The 21,851-nt window shown below is 60.6% G+C and carries 18 protein-coding genes; 12 read left to right on the top strand and 6 right to left on the bottom strand.

Going from position 1 to position 21,851, the window contains the following annotated elements; translation table 11 throughout:
• Positions 1-521: 521 nt before the first annotated feature.
• The 3 genes from QRM95_RS10795 to QRM95_RS10805 all read left to right on the top strand — a co-directional run bounded on the left by QRM95_RS10795 (position 522) and on the right by QRM95_RS10805 (position 2,782).
• Positions 522-839, top strand: a complete 318-nt coding sequence (locus tag QRM95_RS10795; RefSeq protein ID WP_133830821.1) for a hypothetical protein — start codon at positions 522-524, stop codon at positions 837-839.
• A 540-nt stretch (positions 840-1,379) separates the two neighbouring features.
• Positions 1,380-2,324, top strand: coding sequence for a serine/threonine-protein kinase (locus tag QRM95_RS10800; protein WP_285247717.1), 945 nt, complete (start codon positions 1,380-1,382; stop codon positions 2,322-2,324).
• Positions 2,325-2,527: 203 nt separating this feature from the next.
• The gene (locus tag QRM95_RS10805) at positions 2,528-2,782 is read left to right on the top strand and encodes a hypothetical protein (RefSeq protein ID WP_285247718.1); all 255 of its coding nucleotides are present in this window, start codon (positions 2,528-2,530) and stop codon (positions 2,780-2,782) included.
• Positions 2,783-2,800: 18 nt separating this feature from the next.
• Here the strand turns inward: QRM95_RS10805 and istB are convergent, their stop codons facing one another.
• Positions 2,801-3,619 carry an IS21-like element helper ATPase IstB gene (gene istB, locus QRM95_RS10810; RefSeq protein ID WP_285247719.1) on the bottom strand — a complete coding sequence of 273 codons (819 nt, stop codon included), beginning with the start codon at positions 3,617-3,619 and terminating at the stop codon, positions 2,801-2,803.
• Positions 3,616-5,292, bottom strand: a complete 1,677-nt coding sequence (istA, locus tag QRM95_RS10815) for an IS21 family transposase (protein WP_285247720.1) — start codon at positions 5,290-5,292, stop codon at positions 3,616-3,618. The genes istB and istA overlap by 4 nt, the downstream gene beginning before the upstream one ends.
• A 152-nt stretch (positions 5,293-5,444) precedes the next feature.
• On the opposite strand from istA, the gene QRM95_RS10820 reads away from it, so the two are divergent.
• From QRM95_RS10820 to QRM95_RS10830, 3 genes are all read left to right on the top strand, one after another.
• A complete protein-coding gene (locus QRM95_RS10820; RefSeq protein ID WP_285247721.1) occupies positions 5,445-7,919 on the top strand; it encodes a DEAD/DEAH box helicase in 2,475 nt (824 codons plus the stop codon).
• Positions 7,916-9,703, top strand: coding sequence for a S1 RNA-binding domain-containing protein (locus tag QRM95_RS10825; RefSeq protein WP_133830819.1), 1,788 nt, complete (start codon positions 7,916-7,918; stop codon positions 9,701-9,703). The genes QRM95_RS10820 and QRM95_RS10825 overlap by 4 nt, the downstream gene beginning before the upstream one ends.
• 127 nt (positions 9,704-9,830) lie before the next feature.
• Positions 9,831-10,706 (top strand): DUF5677 domain-containing protein, encoded by an 876-nt coding sequence (locus QRM95_RS10830; RefSeq protein WP_285247722.1) that lies wholly within the window; start codon positions 9,831-9,833, stop codon positions 10,704-10,706.
• A 668-nt stretch (positions 10,707-11,374) separates the two neighbouring features.
• Here QRM95_RS10830 and QRM95_RS10835 read toward each other — a convergent pair.
• From QRM95_RS10835 to QRM95_RS10845, 3 genes are all read right to left on the bottom strand, one after another.
• Positions 11,375-11,926 (bottom strand): Pycsar system effector family protein, encoded by a 552-nt coding sequence (locus QRM95_RS10835; protein WP_133830817.1) that lies wholly within the window; start codon positions 11,924-11,926, stop codon positions 11,375-11,377.
• Positions 11,926-12,648: an adenylate/guanylate cyclase domain-containing protein gene (locus QRM95_RS10840; RefSeq protein WP_133830816.1), complete on the bottom strand. Its 723-nt coding sequence runs from the start codon at positions 12,646-12,648 to the stop codon at positions 11,926-11,928. Before QRM95_RS10840 ends, QRM95_RS10835 begins: the two co-directional genes overlap by 1 nt.
• Positions 12,649-12,737: 89 nt before the next feature.
• Complete coding sequence (locus QRM95_RS10845) at positions 12,738-13,454, bottom strand: adenylate/guanylate cyclase domain-containing protein (RefSeq protein ID WP_133830815.1); 717 nt, start codon at positions 13,452-13,454, stop codon at positions 12,738-12,740.
• Positions 13,455-13,835: 381 nt separating this feature from the next.
• On the opposite strand from QRM95_RS10845, the gene QRM95_RS10850 reads away from it, so the two are divergent.
• Positions 13,836-14,093: a zinc finger domain-containing protein gene (locus QRM95_RS10850; protein ID WP_284975304.1), complete on the top strand. Its 258-nt coding sequence runs from the start codon at positions 13,836-13,838 to the stop codon at positions 14,091-14,093.
• Positions 14,094-14,309: 216 nt separating this feature from the next.
• Entirely contained in the window at positions 14,310-16,361 is a 2,052-nt protein-coding gene (locus QRM95_RS10855; protein WP_284975250.1) for an ATP-binding protein, read from the top strand.
• A 320-nt stretch (positions 16,362-16,681) separates the two neighbouring features.
• Here QRM95_RS10855 and QRM95_RS10860 read toward each other — a convergent pair whose 3' ends face one another.
• Complete coding sequence (locus QRM95_RS10860) at positions 16,682-17,629, bottom strand: hypothetical protein (protein WP_133830814.1); 948 nt, start codon at positions 17,627-17,629, stop codon at positions 16,682-16,684.
• Between the two features lie 182 nt (positions 17,630-17,811).
• Between QRM95_RS10860 and QRM95_RS10865 the strand changes: the two genes are divergently transcribed.
• The 4 genes from QRM95_RS10865 to QRM95_RS10880 all read left to right on the top strand — a co-directional run bounded on the left by QRM95_RS10865 (position 17,812) and on the right by QRM95_RS10880 (position 21,826).
• Complete coding sequence (locus tag QRM95_RS10865) at positions 17,812-18,723, top strand: hypothetical protein (protein WP_285247723.1); 912 nt, start codon at positions 17,812-17,814, stop codon at positions 18,721-18,723.
• Positions 18,724-19,180: 457 nt separating this feature from the next.
• Positions 19,181-19,297 carry an SHOCT domain-containing protein gene (locus QRM95_RS10870; RefSeq protein WP_267217940.1) on the top strand — a complete coding sequence of 39 codons (117 nt, stop codon included), beginning with the start codon at positions 19,181-19,183 and terminating at the stop codon, positions 19,295-19,297.
• A gap of 875 nt (positions 19,298-20,172) precedes the next feature.
• Positions 20,173-20,991 (top strand): nuclease-related domain-containing protein, encoded by an 819-nt coding sequence (locus tag QRM95_RS10875; RefSeq protein WP_243835341.1) that lies wholly within the window; start codon positions 20,173-20,175, stop codon positions 20,989-20,991.
• Between the two features lie 292 nt (positions 20,992-21,283).
• Positions 21,284-21,826, top strand: a complete 543-nt coding sequence (locus QRM95_RS10880; protein ID WP_208294369.1) for a hypothetical protein — start codon at positions 21,284-21,286, stop codon at positions 21,824-21,826.
• Positions 21,827-21,851: the final 25 nt, after the last annotated feature.

Genomic DNA, 21,851 nt, shown 5'->3' on the forward strand with positions numbered 1-21,851 from the left:
TCACCGTTCAATAGCCGGCGGACCTCGCGAAACGCTTCGAAGCGGCGGTTGACCCGGGCTTCCCCGCCCCTGTGGGCAGTATTCCTGGCCGCTAACAACCCGGTGCTGCGCTTCAGGGGATCCTCCTCCGACTTTGTGTTCCGCCAGCCTAGCCCTGGTGTATCCCCATTCTGGAGGACATGCAACGGAATTTGTAGGTCTGCGGTACCCACGAGAACCCCAGAGCTGGTCGGACCGATCCTGGTTACCGTCCACCAATCAGCCAGAATTTCGATGTCAGCAGGGCGCGCACACATGGTCTTTACGCTTTCCTGCCACGCTTGCTGGTCCACCCATCGGTATGCTGAAAGGCGTCGATGACGTCCTGGTACGCCAGGTAAGTGACGTCCAAATCAATGTGATCATCATGGTCGGCCCGCAGGCGTTCCAGCCAGGCGGAGCCCGGCCGGGGGCATCCTGACCGTCTCAGATCGAGAGTCGTCACAGCCGAGTGACAGTCCCAAAACCAAGGAGAAGCATCCATGAACAAGAACGAGCTGGCCCAGTTGGGCCTCGACACGGATGGCCTTACGCCGGACGCCGACTACGTCCCGAACCCCTTCACCGCCGATGACGGTGTACACGTCGACCTCGTGTACCGCGCCTACCTGCAGCTCGAGCAGATCAACGCGCTGGGCGGCATCAACTTGCTCGGCGGCTCGCGCGAGCGGCTGGAGGAGATCTATGGCGGACTTGAGGATGGCATGGATCTGATGACGGCGGTGACGCGCTTTGGCGACGATGAGCAGCAGCATCGCGCCCAGCAGCTCATCGCGGCAGGGAAGATCAGCGGCTCCTGACAGGCCTCGACGGAACCCCGACAGCCCCGGCTGTCGGGGTTCTTTCTTTCGTCATGCAGACCGGACTGGCAAGAACCCTTGGATATGCCGAGGCCCGGCATGCGTCGCGCGGACATCAACTGAACCAGGCGAGGCCCACTCTTCCCCTGGACAGGGACCGCGGGAACCTCAGCATTTGGTTCCATAGCCGCTCATTATCCGTCCATGCCGCGGCTCCTGTCTCCCGGCGCGTCCATGCGCCTAAGCAGGAAGAAGTCCGACCCTGGTGTTCATGTGGTGTTCGCACCGTTCTGCCTGATAATGCAAGAATCGCAGCACCCTCGCTCACACCGTTATTCGCTTTCCTCCGGGTCTATCCCCTTAAGCATGTATGCGTGGAGGCGTACGAGCAGTGGCCGATTTGCCGTCAACCATGCGCGCGACATCTCGCGATCCTCCGGGAGATCAACGCCGTGGTCCCGTTTCAGGGAGAGGTTGGAGGACCCGAAAATCGTTGTCTGGTGTCACTCCCGCCGACCTTTGCTGCAGGTCCCGGCTAGGATGACGGTAATAGTTCTCAGGTCAGCTGGGGGAATGGCGCAAGAGTTCATCGCGGATCGGTATGCGGCGATCAGGGGTAGCCACAGGCAAGGTGGACAAGGCGATGTCTTCAAGGCCGTCGATCTGGACAGTGGTAAAGAAGTCGCGGTTAAGGTCATTCCAGGCACAAAGGATGCGGTCAACGCCATCTTTTTCACGAGGGAGACGGATGCACTTGCCCGACTCGACCATCCCAACGTCGCCCGGCTCCTCGACAAAGGCTTCGACGCCCAACGTGGTGACTACTACATCGTCCTCGAGTGGATTCCAGACTCCCTGACGGAATGGCTCGCAGCCCTGGGCGAGCCCCCAGGGTGGGATGATCTGTGCGAGACTATTGGGCTCCCCCTTTCGAGCGCGCTAGCCCACGCCCACGCCAACGGTGTGTTGCATAGGGATATCAAACCCACCAACGTCTTGTGGGACGGCCATGGACCGCTGCTTGCCGACTTCGGCATTAGCAAAATTAAGAACCAAGTGGCTGCACCGGGAGATGCCACAGTCGTGGACCACGCCTCCACGCCTTATGCACCGCCGGAAAAGGTTACGAAGGCGGCAGCGAACCGGGACGTCCACGGGCTCGCAGCCACGTTAGTCCGCTGTCTCGTCCCCTACGAGCTGCGCAACTATGCAGACATCTCACGAGCCTTGTCAGACGACGTAGACGGCATAGATGTCCCTGAACAGGTTATGGACCTGTTGAAGCGCTGTCTGAGCAATGACCCGAGCAACAGGCCCAAAGATGGCCAGGTCCTGGACCTCGAGCTCCGTAAGCTCCACTCCAACCGCAGCCGGAAATGGCGCGCCCAAACCGAGATGGCAGTCAACCTCACCACGAAGGCCCGCACGCAGTTGCTGAAAGCACGTGCTGACTCGATCCCTGAACGCTCGATCGAAACCCTCTGACTATGTCAACCCTTTTTGGCCCCAGGAGGACGGTTATACCTGGCCCCACTGAGGCAGATTTGTTTTAGCCTCGGTCCAGGCGGTGCGCTCCTAGTTCATGAGATCTATTGCCAGTTAGGCTTGGCCCCTGCAACACTCACGTCATTGGCTCCGACTGGCTGTTCAACTGTCCAGCCAGTTCCCTACGGAGAATGGACATATCGATGGCCATGCAGCCGCTGACCAAGGCCCGGTTGAGGAAGTCGACGCTGATTGTTCTGGCGGTCACGATTGTGGCCTTAGTAGCGGCCCTCATGATCCGGGAATTGGACCACGAGTCATCACCCTTGTTAACCATCATCTACCAAGGCCTTGGCGGCATCGCGGGACTTGGTACAGCGTTCGTGGTGGTCTTTGTTCCCCTTTATGTGTGGCAGGAAAAGCGAAGGAACAGACGGGAAGACGATCGGACCCTGTGATGGGCGTCCATGGGGTTTTTAGCTAGCTGCTTGTTGTGCGATGGTGTGGGCGAGGCGGTATGAATCGGTGCCTGTTTCGATGATCGTGCCGTTGAAGGTCAACCGGTCAACGATAGCGGCGCAGAGGCGCGGGTCGGTAAAGGTCTTTGTCCAGCCGGAGAATGATTCGTTTGAGGCGATGGCGATGGAGTTTTTCTCCTCACGTTCGGTGAGTACCTGGAAGAGGAGTTCGGCGCCTCGGCGGTCCAGTTCCATGTAGCCAAGCTCGTCGATGCAAAGCAGGTCCACACGGCCGTAGCGGGCAATGGTCTTGGCCAGGACCTTCTCATCGGCAGCTTCGACAAGTTCGTTCACGAGCCGGGTGGCGAGGGTGTACTTGACCCGATAGCCCTTCTCCGCGGCGGCTGTGCCGAGTCCGATGAGCAGGTGGGATTTGCCGGTCCCGGAGTCCCCGATCAGGCAGAGGGGTTGTCCTTTGCGGATCCAGTCTCCGGTGGCCAGGGTGTGGATGGTGGCGGGGTTGATGTTCGTGTTTGCGTCGAAGTCGAAGTCCCCGAGCCATTTGTCGCGGGGAAAGTTTGCGGCTTTCACGCGGCGGATCGAGGAGCGTCGGTCCCTGTCGTCGCACTCGGCCAGCAGCAATTCGGCCAGGAAGCCTTGGTAGGAGAGTTGTTCCTTCCCCGCGACGGTGAGGGCTTCATCGAGGACCCCGCGGATGGTGGGTAGGCGAAGCCGGCGGCAGGCCTGATCCACCGCGGCGACCGCGGCCTGCTCAGTCAGGCCGCGCCGTCGGCGCAGGGTCGGGGTGACGGTAGGGCCTGGGGCGGTGGGGCTCATGAGATGTTCTCCTTTGACGCGGTTCCTGCTGGGTGTTCCGTGCGTTTGGCCAGCAGCTCGTCATAGGCACAGACTGAAGGCAGTGGCCGGCTATCAGGCGGCAACCCGGCAATGACGGCCGCGGGTTCCATAAGGCGGCGTTGGGTGAGACTGACAACCCGTTGCACATTCACTTCAGCATGGGCACCAGGATGACGGTCGGAACTGGCCCCACCCCTGGAAGACGTCGCGGCGTGTCTGCGGGCTTCGACCGCGACGACATCGGCGCTGACCGCGCCCACTCCCAGCGCCGCGGTGATCCCTGCATAAATGTCTTCGGCGTCCATGGACCGGTGGAGGAGCAGGATGTCGATGAGTTCACGGGTGCCGTCCGCGTCGCCGTTGACCCTGCGGGAGGCAGCCCAGAAAGCCTCATGCGCGCTGGTGAACGCCCCGGACTCCCGCGCCCGGGCCAAAGCAGTGGAGCCTGGAAGGGCACCGGGCTTGGCTTTGAGGACCTCGAGATAGTGATCCAACTGGACAGACTGACCGGACCGGGAGGCGACCCGCTGATGCCTCGCGACCACGGTTCGGCCATCGAACACAACAACCTCGGACGCCCGCAAGGAAATCCTAAGCCTCCGGCCGATGAACCGGGCTGGGACGGAGTACTTCACCATTCGGACTGTGACCATCGAGGACCTATCGACCCTCGGGCTCAGGGCCAGACCTGGATCAAATTCATCCGCCGGCAACGGTGCCAGAAAAGGCCGTTCGATCTCGAAGTCCTGGCCTATGGTGCGGATCCTGTCATTGATACGCCGGTCCGCGTCCTGGGCTTCCCAGTCACGTATCCGGTGGTTGAGCTCGTCCAGGGAGTCCGCGACAGGCATCGGTGAAAGCCGGTTGCGGCGGAACCAGCCCACCTCACCCTCAACGCCGCCCTTTTCATGGGCCCCTGCGATGCCAGACTGGCAATAAAAGGGATCGAAGCCGTAGAACGAACGGAACAACACCCAGCGGTCGTTCTCCCGGCGCTGCCGGCCCTGCCCGAACACCACAGCGGTGACAGCGCTGGTGAGATTGTCATAGCGGATGTGCTTGGTCGGGATCCCGCCCAAAACGTTGAAGGCCTCGATGTGCCCTTCGAGAAAGGCTTCTTGGGCCTGGGTGGGGTAGATCCGGTGGATGGCTCTTCCCGAATGCGATAGTCGCAAGATGAACATGTGGCACTTCGTCTTCACCCCGTTCAGCACGACATAGACCTCGCCGAAGTCCACCTCGGCCTCCGCGCCCGGCGCGTGTTCCTGAGGGACAAACACCTCGACGCGGCGTCCCGCCTCCACATCAATTTGGCCGCGACGGACCCTGACGTAATCACGCACCGTGGAATACGAAAGTGCCTGGGCACCATGCTCTTCGATGAGCCGGGCCAAAATCCTACGCGCAGTATGGCGCTGCTTTCGCGGTGCCGTCGTGTCCTCGATCAGCATGGCGTCGATCGCGCCCTTGAACGGCTCCAGCCTCCGCGACACACCTTGTCTTTGTTTACGCTCTGGAGGTGCAGCTGAATCCAGTGCCTGCCTTACCGTTCGCCTATGAACTCCATGCCGGACCGCCAACGCACGAACCGACAAGCCCTCGACCCGGGCGTCCCTGCGAATCCGCGCGAACAACTCCACTCTCGACTCCATCCAGACCAGCCTTCCGCCGCATCCATCCATTGATGAATCCAACGTTGAAGGTGGGGCCACAAATAACCGTCACAAGCGCCCGGCGAGTCATGAAGTGGGGCCAGATATAACCGCCCTACCGGGGCCATCCAAACCTGTCACAGCCAACCCTCATGGGAACAGCCACGTACGCCGTCCCCCGCAGAGTCCAGAAGGGTTCAGCGGTCATCCTCAACCCGGACGAGTTCGAGCTCGTCGGCGACGAGCTCTGCCTCGTCGTCAAGTTCACGCAGGGAGGCATGGTCTGCACGCGAGCCGACGTCCGCGATTTCTACGAACTTGAGGCACGCCGTCGCTCGCCAGCAGCAGTCCTCCTGCCGTCAGATCAGTACATCTGGACCGCCCGGCAACCGGCGAGCCCGCTGGCTGCATACCGCGCGACCAACGAGCTTCACGAACTCCTTCGGCAGGCCATCCAGGATGCCGAGGACCGCGACAGCGAACGATTCCGCCAAAGCCGACTTGACGGCTGGTCACGACTCATCGAGGCCAAGGAGGAACTCGACAGGAAACTCGAAGACCCTGTCGGATACAGGCTCAACTCCCGTCACTGGAACACCGCAAACCTCCAACTGGACCACGAACCGCGTGAGGAAATCCTCGACCAGGACCTCTTGGCCCGCGAAACAGCCCGGCCTACGTCCGGAACCGCTGTTTCATGCGTCGTGGAGGAGATCGACGGAGACGAGGCGACCGTCCGAATCTCAGGAAACCCTGCCGATTTTCCTGAAGACGGAGTCCTGGTCAGGAACCGGACAGCCTCGAACACCGCAGTGCGGCGACAACGGGAAGCACTCGGCTCGCTCCGCGACCAAAGAAGCCTGCGCCCGGACCTTCGCGACCTGGTACTGGACCCCGCGTCGAGCTCTCCTGCCCAGCCAGTGGAGTTCGCGCCCATCAACGCGGACCTCGACGACGACAAGAAGGTCGCAGTGGCAAAGGCACTCGGAGCCTCTGACCTCTTCCTCGTCCAAGGCCCACCGGGCACCGGAAAGACGTCTTTCATCTGCGAGCTCGTCGCCCAGCACCTGAGGGCCCGTCCAAATGACAGGATCCTCCTCGTCAGCCAGATGCACGTTGCTCTTGACAACGCCGTAAGCCGTCTCGACAGGGCAGGAGTGGACGGCCTTGTCCGACTCTCGACGCGAGAAGACCAGGTAGCCCAGGAGGCGGTCCATCTCCTCCTGCCGAACAAGATCAAAGCCTGGACGGAGGAAGTGAGGCACAGGGCTGGCCAAGGGCTCGAGCAGCTGGCCGCTGCCGCCGACGTCTCCGCCCTGAGCCTCCGATTGGCCTTCGCCGCAGAGGAGGCCGCAGCCGCGCTGCGGCTCCGGGACCAGCGTAAGGCAGAACTCGAATCATTCGACCCACAGGACAGCGACGACGACGTCGAAAACGAACTGACGGATCGGCTGGACAGGGCTGAGAAGGCGGCAGCCCTCGCCTTGGACACGGTTCGACAGCAGGCCGGTGCCGTTGATGCCAATGTCGCCGAACAGGAAACCATCGAAACACTCACCCAGCTTTCCGCAGCGTGCCTGGATAGTAGGCCCGACGCTGCCCGCCTCCGGGACATCATGCGCGCCCAAGCCGACTGGCTGGCAAGCCTTCAGGATCCCCGCGCGGCCGAGCTGCTGTTCCTTCCGAAACAGTCCGTCATCGCCGGGACGTGCATGGGATTCTTGGGAAACCAGAGCGTCCGCGATATCGACTTCGACCTCTGCATCGTCGACGAGGCGTCACGGGCAACTTCCACCGAACTCTTCGTCCCCATGGTGCGTTCGCGCCGGTGGGTGCTCGTGGGCGACACGAAACAGCTCCCGCCGATGCGCGAAGAGGTCATGGACCACAGTGAGCTTGTCGATACCTACAATCTCGACGAACTGCTCGGCTCCGACTCGCTGTTCAGCATCCTGGTTGCAGAGTCACCAAATGACTGCAGAGAGAGCCTCGTCACGCAGCATCGGATGGCTCGCCCCATCGGACAACTGATCTCCAACACCTTCTATGACAAGCAACTGGTGCACGATCCGCATCCTTCACTCGACGGAGAAGCCCTCAGCGGGCAACCTCGCGTGGCGTGGTTCTCGACAAGTCGTCGCGAAACCCGACATGAAGACTCGGCCAAGGCGAAAAGCTCCTCGAACTCGACCGAGGTCGACATCGTCTGCCGACGACTTTCCCGACTGGAAGAAATGGCCGAAAGAGGCGAGCTCCACCGTCTGGACGGCAACCGGATCGAAGTCCTTGTCCTCACCGGATACCAACGACAGCTCCACATGCTGGACCGCGCAGTCCGGGCCCTTAATCTTCCCCACCTCGACACCAGCGTCAAAACGATCGACGCCGTACAGGGCAGAGAAGCGGACGTCGTAATATTCTCCGTCACCCGGAGCAACGCCCGACTCGAAATGGGTTTCCTCTCCGAGTCCTTCGGGGAAGGCCGCATCAATGTGGCTCTTTCACGCGCACGCGAACTCCTCTGGATTGTCGGAGACTCGGAATTCTGCACTGCGAAAGACGGACCGCTGAAAAGAGTGCTCCACCACATAGAACACACCGACGATTGCCGAATGGAGTTCGTGTGACCGACCCCCTCGCCCTCGCTGCCCGACGCCACGCCCACGTCATCCCTGGCCACCTCTTGGTGTCCGCAGAGCCCTGCGCCATCCCAGCCTCAGTGCTCACCGTCGACCTGCTGGCCGAAAGAGCCAGCGAGCTCGGCGTCGCCGAGCGATACACCCTCCGGGCCATCAAATTAGGTTTGAAGCGGATCGAGGAAATCTCCTGGTTCCTCGGACTCGATCAAGACGATACCGCGAATGTGATCGGGGCCCTGCTGCAGAGGGAGATGATCGACTACAGGGCGCTCGACACCGACCACCGCCACATACAACTCCTGCCCCCTGGGCAAGAGGCACTCGAGGATACTGTGGCAGAGGCTCCGAAAGTCGTCACGCTCTCGGTCATGTTTGACAGGATCGTTCGCAAACCAGTCGCCTGGACTAAACGATCCCTCACACGCGCAGCCGAGGTAGGGAACCGTGTAGGAATATTGGTCCTGCCGCCAGCGTCAGGCGAACCTGCAGCCGTAGACGAACTGTCCGCCGCCGACCTCACCGCAATTCTCGGGGGCAGGAACCAGGTCAACCGGATACTCGGCACTCTCGGTGTCACCGAGAACCGGAAGTACTTCAAAGAAGCCATCCTGCTGATCTATAAAGGAATCGACTCCGACTCGGTTCGTCTGGGCCTAGACATTGACGGTACGTGGAGTCCGGCCCACGAGGTGCAACTCGAGCGCCTTCAGACCGTCGATCGACTCGGCATCAGAATTGAAGGACCGCAGTCGCCCGCCGACGGCCAAACACGGACCGACTCACCGGAGCCCGGCGTTACCCCGACGATGGCGCGAGAAGAGGTTCTCACGCTCCAAGCGATGGCAGACGGTCCCGAAACCGGGACAGTGGGACCCCATCCGGATACCGGCGCAGAAGCCGGCCAGACTGTCGATTCGGCCGCGATACGGTGGCTCGGCACCTATGAGCATCCCTGGATTCTCGATGAAGCAGTGACAAAGGCCCGGCGGAGACTCCTCATCATCAGCCCGTGGATCACAAGTGCCGTGGTCACAAAGACCTGGATCAGGCAAATCGAGAAATTGGCTGCGAAGTGCCCTGTCATCATCGCCTGGGGATATGAAGACCAGCCTAAGATCGACGAGTCCCTCACCGAGCTTCATTCGGCAGCGCGACGGTCAAAACAGCTTGCCGTAGTGCGATTGAAGAACACCCACGCCAAGGTGCTCGTCGGCGACGACTTTTATGTCACGACAAGTTTCAACTGGCTATCGTTCAGAGGGGACAGGAGCCGACGGTACCGAATGGAGGAAGGAACGCTCGTCCGTGAACGCAGGCTTGCCGACCTTGCCTATGAGCGGTATCTGGACCAGGTCAGAGAGCAGGCATTGGAGGTGGTCGGCAACCTTCCCAACCCGTCCGGGGCCGCTCTTCCCGATGCCAGCACCTCGAGCACGTCGCCAAACGCTGCATCCGATGCCCAAGATGACAACAGTGAGGGCCACAGCAGCCGGCCACCACGGCACCGAAAGCCGAGGAAGACGCCTCCAGATGAGGCATGGGCACGGCTTCGCACCGGAGAGACGATTCCTGGCCGGATCCAAGGCTTCGCCGTCTTTGGAGTGTTCGTCACCCTCGAAAACGGCATCGTGGGCCTCATCCACAATTCGCGACTGCCGTCCACCATGCGAAGGCCGGAGGGGAACGGCCTCGCTATCGGAGGACGCGTCAATGTCCGGATTCTTGAGGTCCAACCCGAACGCAAACGCGTCTCGCTCGCACTGCAGGGCTAAAACACGGCCCGCTTCTGTATTGGCGGATCTAGGTGCATGGCTCCAGATCTGATTTGATCGACCCATGAGCCGCAAGTAGAAGCGCAATTCAACGCGCCCTGCCAATGGGATCCAATCCGACGTAAAGGTGGTCGCCAGTTCACCTGAGACGAAAACGATAGTTGCCGTTCTTGGCGACATCGATGACGAAGCACACACTGCCGCACGGCACAGCTGGCCGGATCACCCGTCCCGCGAGTACGACTTCGACGCGGCGATCCTCACTCGCGGCATCAACGCGCTTAAGGGCATCCGTATCTTGGTTGAGAACGGGCATTGGGAGCTGGCACAAGGCGTGCTGCGCCAGCTGTTCGAGCTGGTCGTGAACATCGAATACCTCCACCATCAGGAGGACCGCGGCGAGGCCATGCGGCGGTATGTGAAGTTCGGTGTCCTGGAGAAGCTCGAAGCCCGTCGCGACGAGATGAGATACGACGCACAAGCCGGACACCCAGTTAACCTTGCGAAGCTTGATGCCTTGGAGAAGTACCTAGAGACTTCTGAATTCGATGAGTTCCGGAATAAGAAGGGTGATTTCATCACCAGCTGGGCATCGCGGAAAATCTGGGAAATGTGCGAGAAGTCGCCGTTGAAGATGCGCCAGCACCAGTACAAGCTTCTCTATAGCGCATGGTCCGAGCACGCGCATGCGACTCCGGGAGCCCTGGTCGATGCGATCCTGCGGAGCTCCGGACCTGGTTGGGTGGAAGAGGTCATGGCCGACGATGAGGCCAATATCCAAGAGTGCGTTCGGATGGGTGTCGCACTGTTTGTTGAGCTGCGAATGTACTTGCCTTGCATCGAACCGATTGTTCCCGAGATGGCCAATGGCTGGTTCCATCGGGTTCTTCCCTCCGAGCTTCGGGGTGGTGAGCATGGTGCATCCGTATGGGGTCCAGTCGCCCAGGTAAACATAAACGCCAGCGGTCTCGACCAGGTATCCGTATCCGAGAGCGGAGACTAGATTCGAGGTAAAAAATCCCCCAAGTGCGCATCGTTAAGGAGCGTGGGGGATATGTCAGCAGTACGAGCGTGTGTTCTGGCCGCTCTTCGTCCCCGAGGCCAAGAACATGCTCCGCTGGCGCGTCCGGCTGGAGTGCGGCTGCACTCACGAGGTCTTCACGCACGGGGAGGACGAGTTCCCGGACGATCGCAGCCACCTCGACCCCATCACCCGATGCCGACTTCCCGCCGGCGAGTATTGGTGCCCGTCCGACCTACCCAGATGCCCTACCGCGACATCGTCGAGTGGGTTGACAGGAAAATCACGGAGTTCCCAGCCCGATGCTGAGGAACCTGACTACGACTGGATGGACGCAGAGACCTGGGCGAAGATCCGAAAACCCCGGCCACACTCGTCTGCTTTCTGGAAGGTCAAGCTCGACTGCGGGCACCATCAGCAAGTCTGCACTGACGTGGATTGGAAGCCTGAGATGAGCCCAAGTTGTTGTCCGAGGAGCGCGTCGCGGAGATCCGCCGTGATTTCGAGGAGAGTTGGGCGACCCAGGGGAACACTGGCTGGCCACACGAGGGCCCCGAGCGCGACCACATCCGGAAGATGATCGGCGGCAGCCTTCATCAAATTTTTTCACTGCTCAAGCATGAAAGCCCGGTACGACATCCGGAGCTCCACTATGGTGTGAGACCGAGCCTCACCAAGGCCGCGCACGTGATCAGCCCTCCCCCTGCGACAGAGGCGAGTATCAGGGATGACTTCACGAGGAGGTGCTTCGTCCAGGCAATCTTGCTCATGCGGACCATCTGATTGGATAGGATTGGCAGCATATCGGCGTCTTTGATCTTGGCCGGCAGTTGTTCCAGAGGCCAGAACTTCAGGTGTCCGAAGTAGATAAAGTTGTCTCTCCACTCCTTCTTAACGTGCCACATACGCAACCGGGGGATAACCACCCACATTGCGCAACCGGCCGCCAGTATCAGGGCAATTCCAGCTCCGTAGTATGTGATCTCTTGGACCGGGCCTTCGAGGCGGTTGAACAGACGGTCCTTACCCGAGAGGGTAACTAACATCGCTAGGCCGGCTGATTCGAGTGCAAACGCGAAGGAGGCCTTCGCGTCAACCTTTCCAGTCCAGTCGACGAGAGCGCCGTGGATACGCCAGGCAGTATCCAGCGCATCCTTGTCGCTTTTGCCTGATCCGGCTTCTGCATTTTTGCCCCGACGCATCAGACCGACCAGCGATACGAGGATTTGTAATAGGAGTAGGTCTTGCCACCCATCGCGTAGCTGAACGGGCCGTGCCACATATTGACTCCTTTGCTCAGTTTGGCGGAGTCATTCAGGCCGTCATATGCGCCCTTGCCGATGAATGTGGTGAAGTGGTCCTGCCGTATGTCGCTCAGTTTCGCCGCAAGGTTTGGGGCTGTCCCCACGGAAATCATGTCGTCACTGCCCCTGAACCCTGCTCGGACGAGGAGAGACTTGCCGCTTGCTATTCCGCATGCGTGCTTGAGCTGCCAACCATTCTTCTTGATAGATCCAAACTGGCTCGCTATAGCGGGCTGCACCAGATTGTTCATAGCCCACTTGATCTGCAGAGCTGACTTGGCCGCTCTTGTGTTCCTGTCCGTGCCAGCAAAGATCCCCATGACCCGATCTCCATCAAAGCTGCGGATGTGGCCGTTGTTGGCGCGGATGATCCGCGTACTCACAGATAAGTAGGCTTTCATGACCCTGGCTACTGTGTCGGGGGGAGCGATGGCGACGAGCCCGGATGAATCCGCCATGTCAGCGTAGAGGTAAGTTGATGGCAGATACACACCCTGTGAGTACCCCATCTTGGCTGGATCAGGAACGGATTCAATAACACCGTCATTCCTCACTGTCGTCGTGAGACTCGTGTTGACCGTCTTCACGATGTCATCCTCGACGGCTGATCTCAGCGTCATGCTTCTCCTTGCTTCGCTATCTAGTAATGGATCCAAGCCTATGGGGAGGGGCTGACACTAACCGGCGACTTTGATTCATTCCCGGGCGGTCAGAGAATCTTGAGGCCGTAGTTAGACGTTCTGATCTCTTCTACGCGGCCACCACCGATATCTTTCGGGTACGCCAGACTCCACATAGCATTCCCCTCCCCGCTGCTATAACACGTTGAATAGGCCATCTCTTTCCACATCCGGTCAGTGATGGTCGTGCGTGCTCCGTGCAGGTCACTTAGCTTCGCGGCTATGTTCGGAGCGTCCCCGATGGAAACCAGGTCGTTACTGTTGCGAACGCCAGCACGCACAACGAGCGCATCTCCAAGATCGATTCCGGTCCTGCTGCTTAGCACCCAACTTGATTTGAGGTACTCGCTGAGGCGGTATGCCAGGCTGGGCCTGACTATCTCGTCCACTGCCCATTTGATTTCCAGGGCCGTCCTTGCAGCCACAGTCGGGGCGTTGTCTCCGATGAAAATGGCCATTACGCGGTCTCCGTCGTAGCTTCGGATCTCACCTTTGTTGTCACGAATTACTCGCGTGACAGCAGCCAAGAAAGCACGCACGATCTGAGCGGCCGTCGTAGCGGAGTGATTCTTGGCCAAACCGGAAGAGTCTTCCATGTCTGTGTAAAGATAAACCGCTTTCAGCCAGACACCCCCGTTGTTCAGATTTATTGAATCTGAGGTCGGCACCACTTGGCCCCGCCTTGTGTCCAGCTTGGTCTTGAGGAGGGAGTCTACCGCTGTGCTGTAGTCATCCTTGCGAGTCATGATCCCCATTTCAACGTAGCGAGCGAAAGCTTTAACAGCCTACTAACTGTCATGTTCTTTGGGCCTTGTGTCCAGCCGCCGGGGCCGAGGGCTTCCAGCGACCAGCGACCAGCCCATGCCCTCGATGAAAGCCACAGCGCGCTCGAACATGGCCGGGCTTCCCACGGACAGCTCGAGCCAAAGGCCCGGCCATATCCGCCGAGCCTGCTGTGCGTGACAGGGGAGGGGACGAGATATCTGACATCGCCTCAGTTTTCCAATCGCGGGAACCGAGCTCGCCAACCAGTATGTATGTGGTGATCGCACTGGGATGGGCCTGTTTGTGCTGATTTCGCAGGGATCTTTTCTCCTCGCTAAGTGAGCGTAAAACCTACCCTTCACATGGACCCCCGGGGACATGTCCTTAAGTATTCGCGTGATGTGTTCACTGTAACGACAGGAATTTCCTCCACTCGCACGTGGTGCTCATCGCTCCAGCGCTGCCCACTTAACGTGGGAAGTTGGGTTTGGTTTTCCGGAAGTCTAAGTGTCTATTGGCTCGCTGGGCACGCCTGCAAGCGATGCGAAACGCCGATCGTACGCGAAAAGTTCATGAATCGCTCCAGCCACTTTTGCCCGGTTTGCCAGCAAAATCGCTAGCTTGAGCGTCAGCGGAGGCCGATGAGCATATGGTGATCCAAGGGCGCGCGACCGTCACGTTGGGGATCCGGACGTGGCCGTGCTCGACTGCTCTTCCCATTGACATTCATGTTTTGCCGGCCGAGTGGTTGAGTCAGACTGGAACGAGGCATGATCAGTTTCAACGTCAGTGGTCGCGGCTAATGTCCATAACATCGAACGAATGGAGGAGGTACCATGGCGCTGAAGACGTCGCTGGCAGGGCGGGTGCGGAACACGACACTGCCGAAAACCCATGCGCTGCTCCCGCTGCACGAGGCGGTCGTCAACGGCATCCAGGCGATCGACGCGCGGTTCCCAGACGATGCCGCTGGCCGAGGGCGTCTCACCGTCCGGATTCACCGGGAGCGGCAGGGCGCGTTCGACCTTAGCGCGGGCTCTCCCGGCCGCGCACCGCTCAAGATCATCACCGGTTTCAGCGTCGAGGACAACGGCATCGGGTTCACGCCCGACAACATGACGTCCTTCGAGACGCTCGACAGCGACTACAAGGCCGGTATGGGTTGCCGCGGCGTGGGTCGGCTGCTCTGGCTGGTGGCGTTCGATCGCGTCGAGGTGCGCAGCGCCTATTACGAGGGTGGGACCCTTGCGGGACGTCAGTTCAGGTTCTCGGTCAGTCAGGACGTCGTGCGCGACGACGCGCCCGACGGACTGACCGATGCCGGCAGCTCTGTGTGTCTGGAGGGCTTCAAGAAGCCGTACCAGCAGAGCGCGGCGAAGACGGTTGAGGCCATCGCGCGCGAAATCTTCGAGCACTGTATCTGGTACTTCCTCCGCGACGGCGGCGCTCCCGACGTGTTCGTGTCTGACGACGATGAGACGTTCTCGCTCAAGGACTTTGTCGAAGAGCTCGGGCACTCCGAGACTGCAGCGTCGTTCGAGGTCAAGGGCCAGACGTTCGAGATGCTCAACCTGCGCCTCAAGACCTCGGCCCGCAACGCGACGCCGCGCCTGCACTGGTGCGCCGCGAACCGGGTCGTCAAAGACGAGAGCATCGCGGGGAAGCTGCCGGGCCTCTACGCGCGCATGAAAGACGGCACCTCAACCGAGTTCACCTACGTCTGCTACCTGTCCTCGACCTACCTCAACGACCACGTCAGGGCCGACCGCACGGACTTCGACCTGCCGGAGCGCATGGCGGGCGACGCCCTGATCGACGAGCCGACGCTCGACGACATCCGTACAGGCGTCCTGCAGGAGGTCTCGAAGGCGCTGACCGAGCCGCTGGCATCGGCGCGGGTCGCGAGCAAGGAGCGGATCCACCAATACGTGAGCACCAAGGGGCCGAAGTACCGCCCGCTCATCAAGCGCATCGAATCAGCCGGGATCGTCGTGGACCCGTCGATGAAGGACTCCGACCTCGAAATGGAGCTGCACAAGCATGCCCAGAGGATCGAAACCGATTTACTGGCAGAGGGCCAGGCCGTATTCGCGGATTCGAGCGGAGACAAGCCCGAAGATTACGACGAGCGCCTCGCCAAGTACCTCGTGACAGTGAAGGATTTCAACCAGTCCGACCTGGCGAACTACGTCGCCCGACGACGAACGACCCTCGACATCCTCGCGAAACTCATCGAGTCGGACGGCAACGGCAAGTACGCCCGCGAGGACCGTATCCATGAGCTGCTCTTCCCGATGCGGCAGGACTCGAACGAGGTCGGGGTCGACGCGTCAAACTTGTGGATCCTCGACGAGCGGCTCGTCTTCCACGACTACCTCGCGTCCGACAAGACGTTCAAGAATATGCCCGTCACGGACGATGCCTCGACGAACAGACCAGACATTCTGGCAACCCGCGTGCTCGAGCCGGACTTGCCCGTGCTCGCGTCCGAAGGACAGAAGCTGCCGCTGCAGTCGATCGTCGTCGTCGAGCTCAAGCGTCCCATGCGCAATGATGCGACGGCGGAGGATAAGAACCCCATCGCACAGTGCCTCGACTACGTCGCGCGCGTCCGTGAGGGCAAGGCGGCGACTGCAACTGGGCGACCGATCCCGTCGAGCGCGCAGGAGCCGCCGGCTTTCTGCTATGTCATCGCCGACCTGACGCCGACGATGGAGCGCATGTGCAAGCTGTCGACCCTGACCAAAACACATGACGGGCTCGGGTACTTCGGCTACATCGAGCCCTACAAGGCCTACGTCGAAGTCATCAGCTTCGACGGTCTCGTCAATGCGGCCACAGAGCGGAACAGGGCGTTCTTCGATAGGCTCGGCCTGCCGTCGAGCTAGGCGACGATCAGCGACATGCTCCTCCGCGTAGCACGGCTGCATGTCCGATGTTGTGGGACCTTCGGGGAGGTGTGCCAGAGCTAGTCAAGTGATGGAGGTCCCGATCGGCTGATCGTCAGGCTGGAGGCGTTGGACGGCAAGTTCGACCCCTGGCGTCCGGCGGAGATCCTGCTCCGCAATCCGGCGAAACTGGAGAAGCTCTCCCAGACAACGCTCCAGTGCCGGGGGTATGTCTTTAACCGAGTATGCGTGAAAGTGTGCGAGAGGTGGCTTATGTCGCGGAGGCGTTGGACCTGAGGTCTTGAGCCGGTGGGTAGGTGTCAGCGGTACCAGCCGCGGCGGGTGGGTACTTCTATCCGCGGGATTTCGTGCGGTTTCAGCGGACGTTGGGGAACCGGGCGGATGGTGTAAGGGGTGATGCGGTCCTCCTCGTGCTCCCTCTCGATCATTTCTGCGGTGCCCTTGTCAGTCCTGCGGATGTGGTCCACAGCCCATGTCAGGAGGACGTCGAGGCGATTGACTTCCGCTTCTGCAGCCAAGAGCCGTTCATGGGCCGTCACCGAGCCGTAACCGCACCATTGGCGGAGGATCTCATGAACGGGCTTTTGGCGGCGCAGGTAATAGTCGTATTCAAACTCGGCAGAAGTCGTTAACGGTTCCCGGGTTTCCCAGTTTTCAATTGTTCCGCCCCGTTTGGATTTTTCTCGAGCCACCGCTTCCTGGGCCATGACGAGGTCCAGGACCGGGGCCGGGTTCCTGCGACAGGCCAGCTCCACGACAGCCAGCGCCGCACGCGGCGATAGGAACACCTCGCCGTCGTGAACCAGCCAGGAAAATCGGGCTTGGAAGGCAGCCACGGTCTGTCCGGTGAGCGCTTCGAAGGCGACGTGATCGTGGACCGTCAACGAATCGTCGCTTGAAGCGACAGACAGCTCGGCGACCTCCGAAGGTACAACCAGCTCAAGGGCCGCCCAAAGGGCCGACGCCTCATGTTCGTCGATGGCCTCGGCCTTGAGCCGCCTCCAGCCATCCATTGCGGCATCGTACGGGACTACGTCTTCCCACGGTACCTTGAGCCGCGAGCGAGGGACGTTCTCCTCCCTGCCCGGTGGATGGCCGTGCATGTGACGGATGTCGACCCGGAATCTTCGACCCTCCTGATGCACCGCCACGATGTGCACCCGCTCGGACGGCGCATTGTCACGCTGCCTGTAGGCCCACTCTTCCCCCGGGCAGGGACTACGGGAAACCTCAGCATTTGGTTCCATAGCCGCTCATTATCCGTCCACACCAGGCTGCTGTCTCCTAGCAGATTGGTGCCAACAATTAGCCGAACGAGAAACCATCAGCTGGAACTGCGCAGGACCGGGCTTTTGTTCAAAGCTACGTTTTCGGGATGATGTCCGGCTTGTTCCTAGACTTGGGTGACGCTGTGGACGAGCATTGAATAGTGAGCGCCGCCGACACTGCCCTGGTCGATGACCAGACACGTGAATCCGCAAGACTGCTGAAGCGAGTACCTGGGCGGGCGCGGCCTCAGAAGGAGGCCCTCCGGGAGTTCGAGGAGGGTGTCGCCCAGTTGCGTCAGCATTACGACCCGGTATTCTGGCCGCTCTTCGTCCCGGAAGCCAAGAACATGTTTCGCTGGCGCGTCGAGTTGGAGTGCGGATGTAAGCACGAGGTCAACACGCACGGAGAGGACAAGTATCCGGACGATCGCCGCTTCCCCGACCTCATCAGTCAGTGCAGGCTTCCCGCCGGGGAGTTCTGGTGTACGACTGACCACGGACCTGCTCAGAAGCCGTATCGGGACATCGTCGAGTGGGTCGATCGCAAGGTCACGGAGTTCCCGGCGGACCCTGTGGAGCCGGAATACGACTGGATGGACGCCGAGGACTGGGCGAAGATCCGGAAACCCAAGCCACACACGTCGGCGTTCTGGCGGGTCAGGCTCTCCTGCGGGCACTATGAGCAAGTCTGCACTGATGTGGATTGGAAGCCCGAGGACGGGCCCAAGCTGGTGTCCGAGGAGCGCATCGTGGAAATCCGCCGTGATTTCGAGGAAAGCTGGGCGGCAGCGGATAACCCTGGATGGCCTGAAAAGGGTGTCGAGCGAGACCACATCCGGAAGATGATCGATCTGCGCTGGCCGCGCCCCGAGCCCGAGAGGGACTGCTTCACGTGTACGCAGGTGCGGCGGATCACTGGCTATCAGCGGATCGGCTGGCTCGTTACGAGGACGACGCCGGCACCGCGTCCGTCGACGAACCTCGATCGGGAGAAGATCGAGGCTCGACTCGCCGCGGCGGAGGCTGAAGTCCAGCGGCTGCGCAAGCAACTCGACAACCCAGGCAACGCTTGAATTCACAACGACGCGATCTTGACTTCGTATTTTGGGAAGGGTCGCAAGAACTACACCCCCGATGGGAACGGGAAGCGGACCAAGGACGCCTATGACGAGTTCAGCGTTCGGCAGTTCATCGCGTTCACATCAGGGGATGTTCTATGAGTATTCGTAGGGCTATCCTCGGCAGATGAACCAACATGCAGTACCGACCGAACCAGGTCAATACATATTTGCGTTCAGCCTCAGCCGAGGGTGGCTTCGGATAGCTGGGACGTGTGCAGTTGCTGCGGTGGTTATGGCCGTCGTGGCAAACGCAACAGAGCCGTTCCGAGCCCCCTTGGGAATCGCGCTAGGCGTCCTCGCGATAACCCTACTCATCGCACTTGCCATCAAAGGTTCATCACGACGGCAGGCGCAGGAACCAGCGGCAGCCCGAGCCCGCACGGGCGGGCATCGGAGGTTGTTTGGCAAAATGCGGGGCAGAAGGTCCTTAGCGGCAGAACTGGCTCTCCTTGCAGAACTCCATGCGAAGGGTGCACTCTCTGACGAGGAATTCAGCGCCGCCAAGCTCCGTACCCTTGCGGACTGACATCCAGCGGCTGCTTCGTCAGTCTCTTAGCCACTTCAGGGGCAACTTCGGCCAAGAATTCGCCCATCGTGCCCCGCAGTGAGGGAAAAGAAGGCCCACCGATGGGGGACCGGCAGGCCTTCAGCACGCCACGCTACAGCAGCGCGCATGGAACATCGACTGGACTAAGAGGTGAAACAAACGAGTTCCAAGTTGTCGTTCTTCTCTTTGTCCGGGGCATGGATCGGGGTTGTTTCCGGCGTTGGAAACGCCGCCCGCCGCACGGGAATAACGCGTCTGTTCGGCTGCTGCTATCTGCCCGGCCATGGGGCTGGGCGCTCGGTCGTAGTGTCCCGGACGCTTTGAGGGGACATTGATACTCTGGGCAGAGGGGAAAAGGGGGAACACGGAAATGGGTCTTAGAAGTCTTTTTCAACGAAAAGCCGCAACCGCGGCACCCATAGGTCCAGTCGTGGCCGCAGGACCTGTCCCAGGCGCGCCCATGTCACCTGAGCTCCAAGCGGAACTGCGGGAAGCGTGGGCAGAACTAACTGAGGCCGCCAAGGCATCGAAAGTGACAAACTTCCACGCCTGTACACGTACGGCCCGGCACTGGACCGAGGACCCGGCGGCAGTCAGGGCCATAGCGGCCACACTCCGTGAATTCCCGGATACAGACAGCCAGCAGACGACATAGTGACCTACGGGCGTTCGATCGTAGGTCACTACAGCTCACCGGAAGGCCGGCGGTCGACATTTTCACTCAGCTCCTGGGACGGTTGCAGGGAATTGACATGCGGTGGGCGAGGATTGAGCCATGGTAAACGTATCCGCGGTTTAACCGCCGTGATCTACAAGCAGATTGAGTCCGTGTCGATGCTCCACCCTGTGTCCTCATGAAGAAGATGAGGCTCCGGTACGCCGGAGCGTGTCGGCTGTGCGGTGCATCTCTTCCGGCCGGGACGGAAGCGATCTACGAGAGCGAGACGAAGACCGTCCGATGCTTGGAGTGTGCCACCGAGACCCCGGAAACAACCCCCGACCTGGAACGACTTGGTGATGTGTCGTTGTCGGCTGTATCCGGAGTAGCTGGCTCGTCAGCCCGACGCGAGTATGAGCGTCGCAAAGCGAAAGACGAGGAAAAGCTCCGCGAGAAGTGGGGTCCATTCGGCGGCATCGCAGTCACCCTCTCTGACGAACGCCAAAGCACCAAGTCCTGGGATCGAGGCGCGATTGGCGAGGAACGCCTCGGCGCTCGGCTGGATGCCCTGGCCGCTGATGGCCTGGCCGTCCTTCACGACCGACGCATCCCCGGATCGAAGGCCAACATCGACCACATAGCCATCACTCCCAGTGGAATCTGGGTCATTGACGCCAAACGGTACAAGGGACGGCCTGAACTGAAGGTCGAGGGTGGCATCTTTCGCCCCCGCGTCGAGAAACTCCTCGTCGGCCGACGGGATTGCACGAAGCTGGTCGATGGGGTGCTCAAACAGATCGACGTCGTGCGAGACCTTATTGGGGATGTTCCGGTCACCGGGGCGCTGTGCTTTGTTGAAGCCGACTGGCCCTTGATCGGGGGCGCATTCTCGACCCATGGCATTCATGTACTCTGGCCGAAACGGCTGGCCAAAGTGCTTGTAGAAGAGCCCGCCGGCGACGTTGACGTGGCGAGGATGCGTGAGACGGTTGCCTCCCGGTTCAAGCCTGCTTGAGTCAGGTGGCCGCCTCGCCGTCGGAGCATCTTCCGCTGTCGCCTTCTACGCCATGCGTTGCGGTCTCCGAGTCGGTAGCACCAAGGTTCGCATGCTGTGTCGGTGCCGGACAGTATCTTTATAGCAATTGCTGACCACATTCGAAGCGTGCACTCAAGATCCAGGAGAACCTCCACATGACGACGATAGTCGGCGACGGACAACGCTCCGCGCTGCACCAAATGAGCCGAGGCACTGCGAATGCCCTGAGCGGTGATGTTCACAGCTGGACTCCTGATGTGCACGGAGCCATATGAACGATCGCCGCATGCGCCTAGGTGATTTCTCTCAGCTCGCCCGGCAATGCCGTGAGAGCGGGTACGGATTCGCCGAGTTCCGGCAGCTGGAGAGGGTCCACCAGCTTGGTTGGCCGGATGATGTTCTGGAGCAATGGGTATTTGACCACGCCGAGAATGTCTCGTTCCTGAATGACTACGGGGAGGTCGATCTCGCCCAGATCGATTGGCAGGTCGAAGTATTGCCCGTCGACGATTTCATGGTGATGCCGACAGGACCGTCCGACCGAGGAGCCATAGAGGATTTCGCAGAGAATCCGGACCACTGGGTCGCCGTTCGCAGGTACGGCGTACACATGGGTGTGGGGCTCTGTTGGGAAGTCCACGGCACCTGGAAGCGGTGGCCGATCGTGCTGGACCGGGACCTAGTCAACCCGGGAGATTTCAGTCTTCAGCTTGTCGAAGGGCGCACCCGTGTGGGCATCCTGCGCGGCCGTCGACTGTGTGGGAGTGTGGTGGCAGACCGGCATCTGGCATGGGTCGGCCGCCGACGAGCATGAGCGGCCAGACGACTGCCCTTGGAGT

It is taken from the genome of Pseudarthrobacter sp. efr-133-R2A-89 (genome assembly GCF_030209315.1).
Taxonomy (GTDB): domain Bacteria; phylum Actinomycetota; class Actinomycetes; order Actinomycetales; family Micrococcaceae; genus Arthrobacter.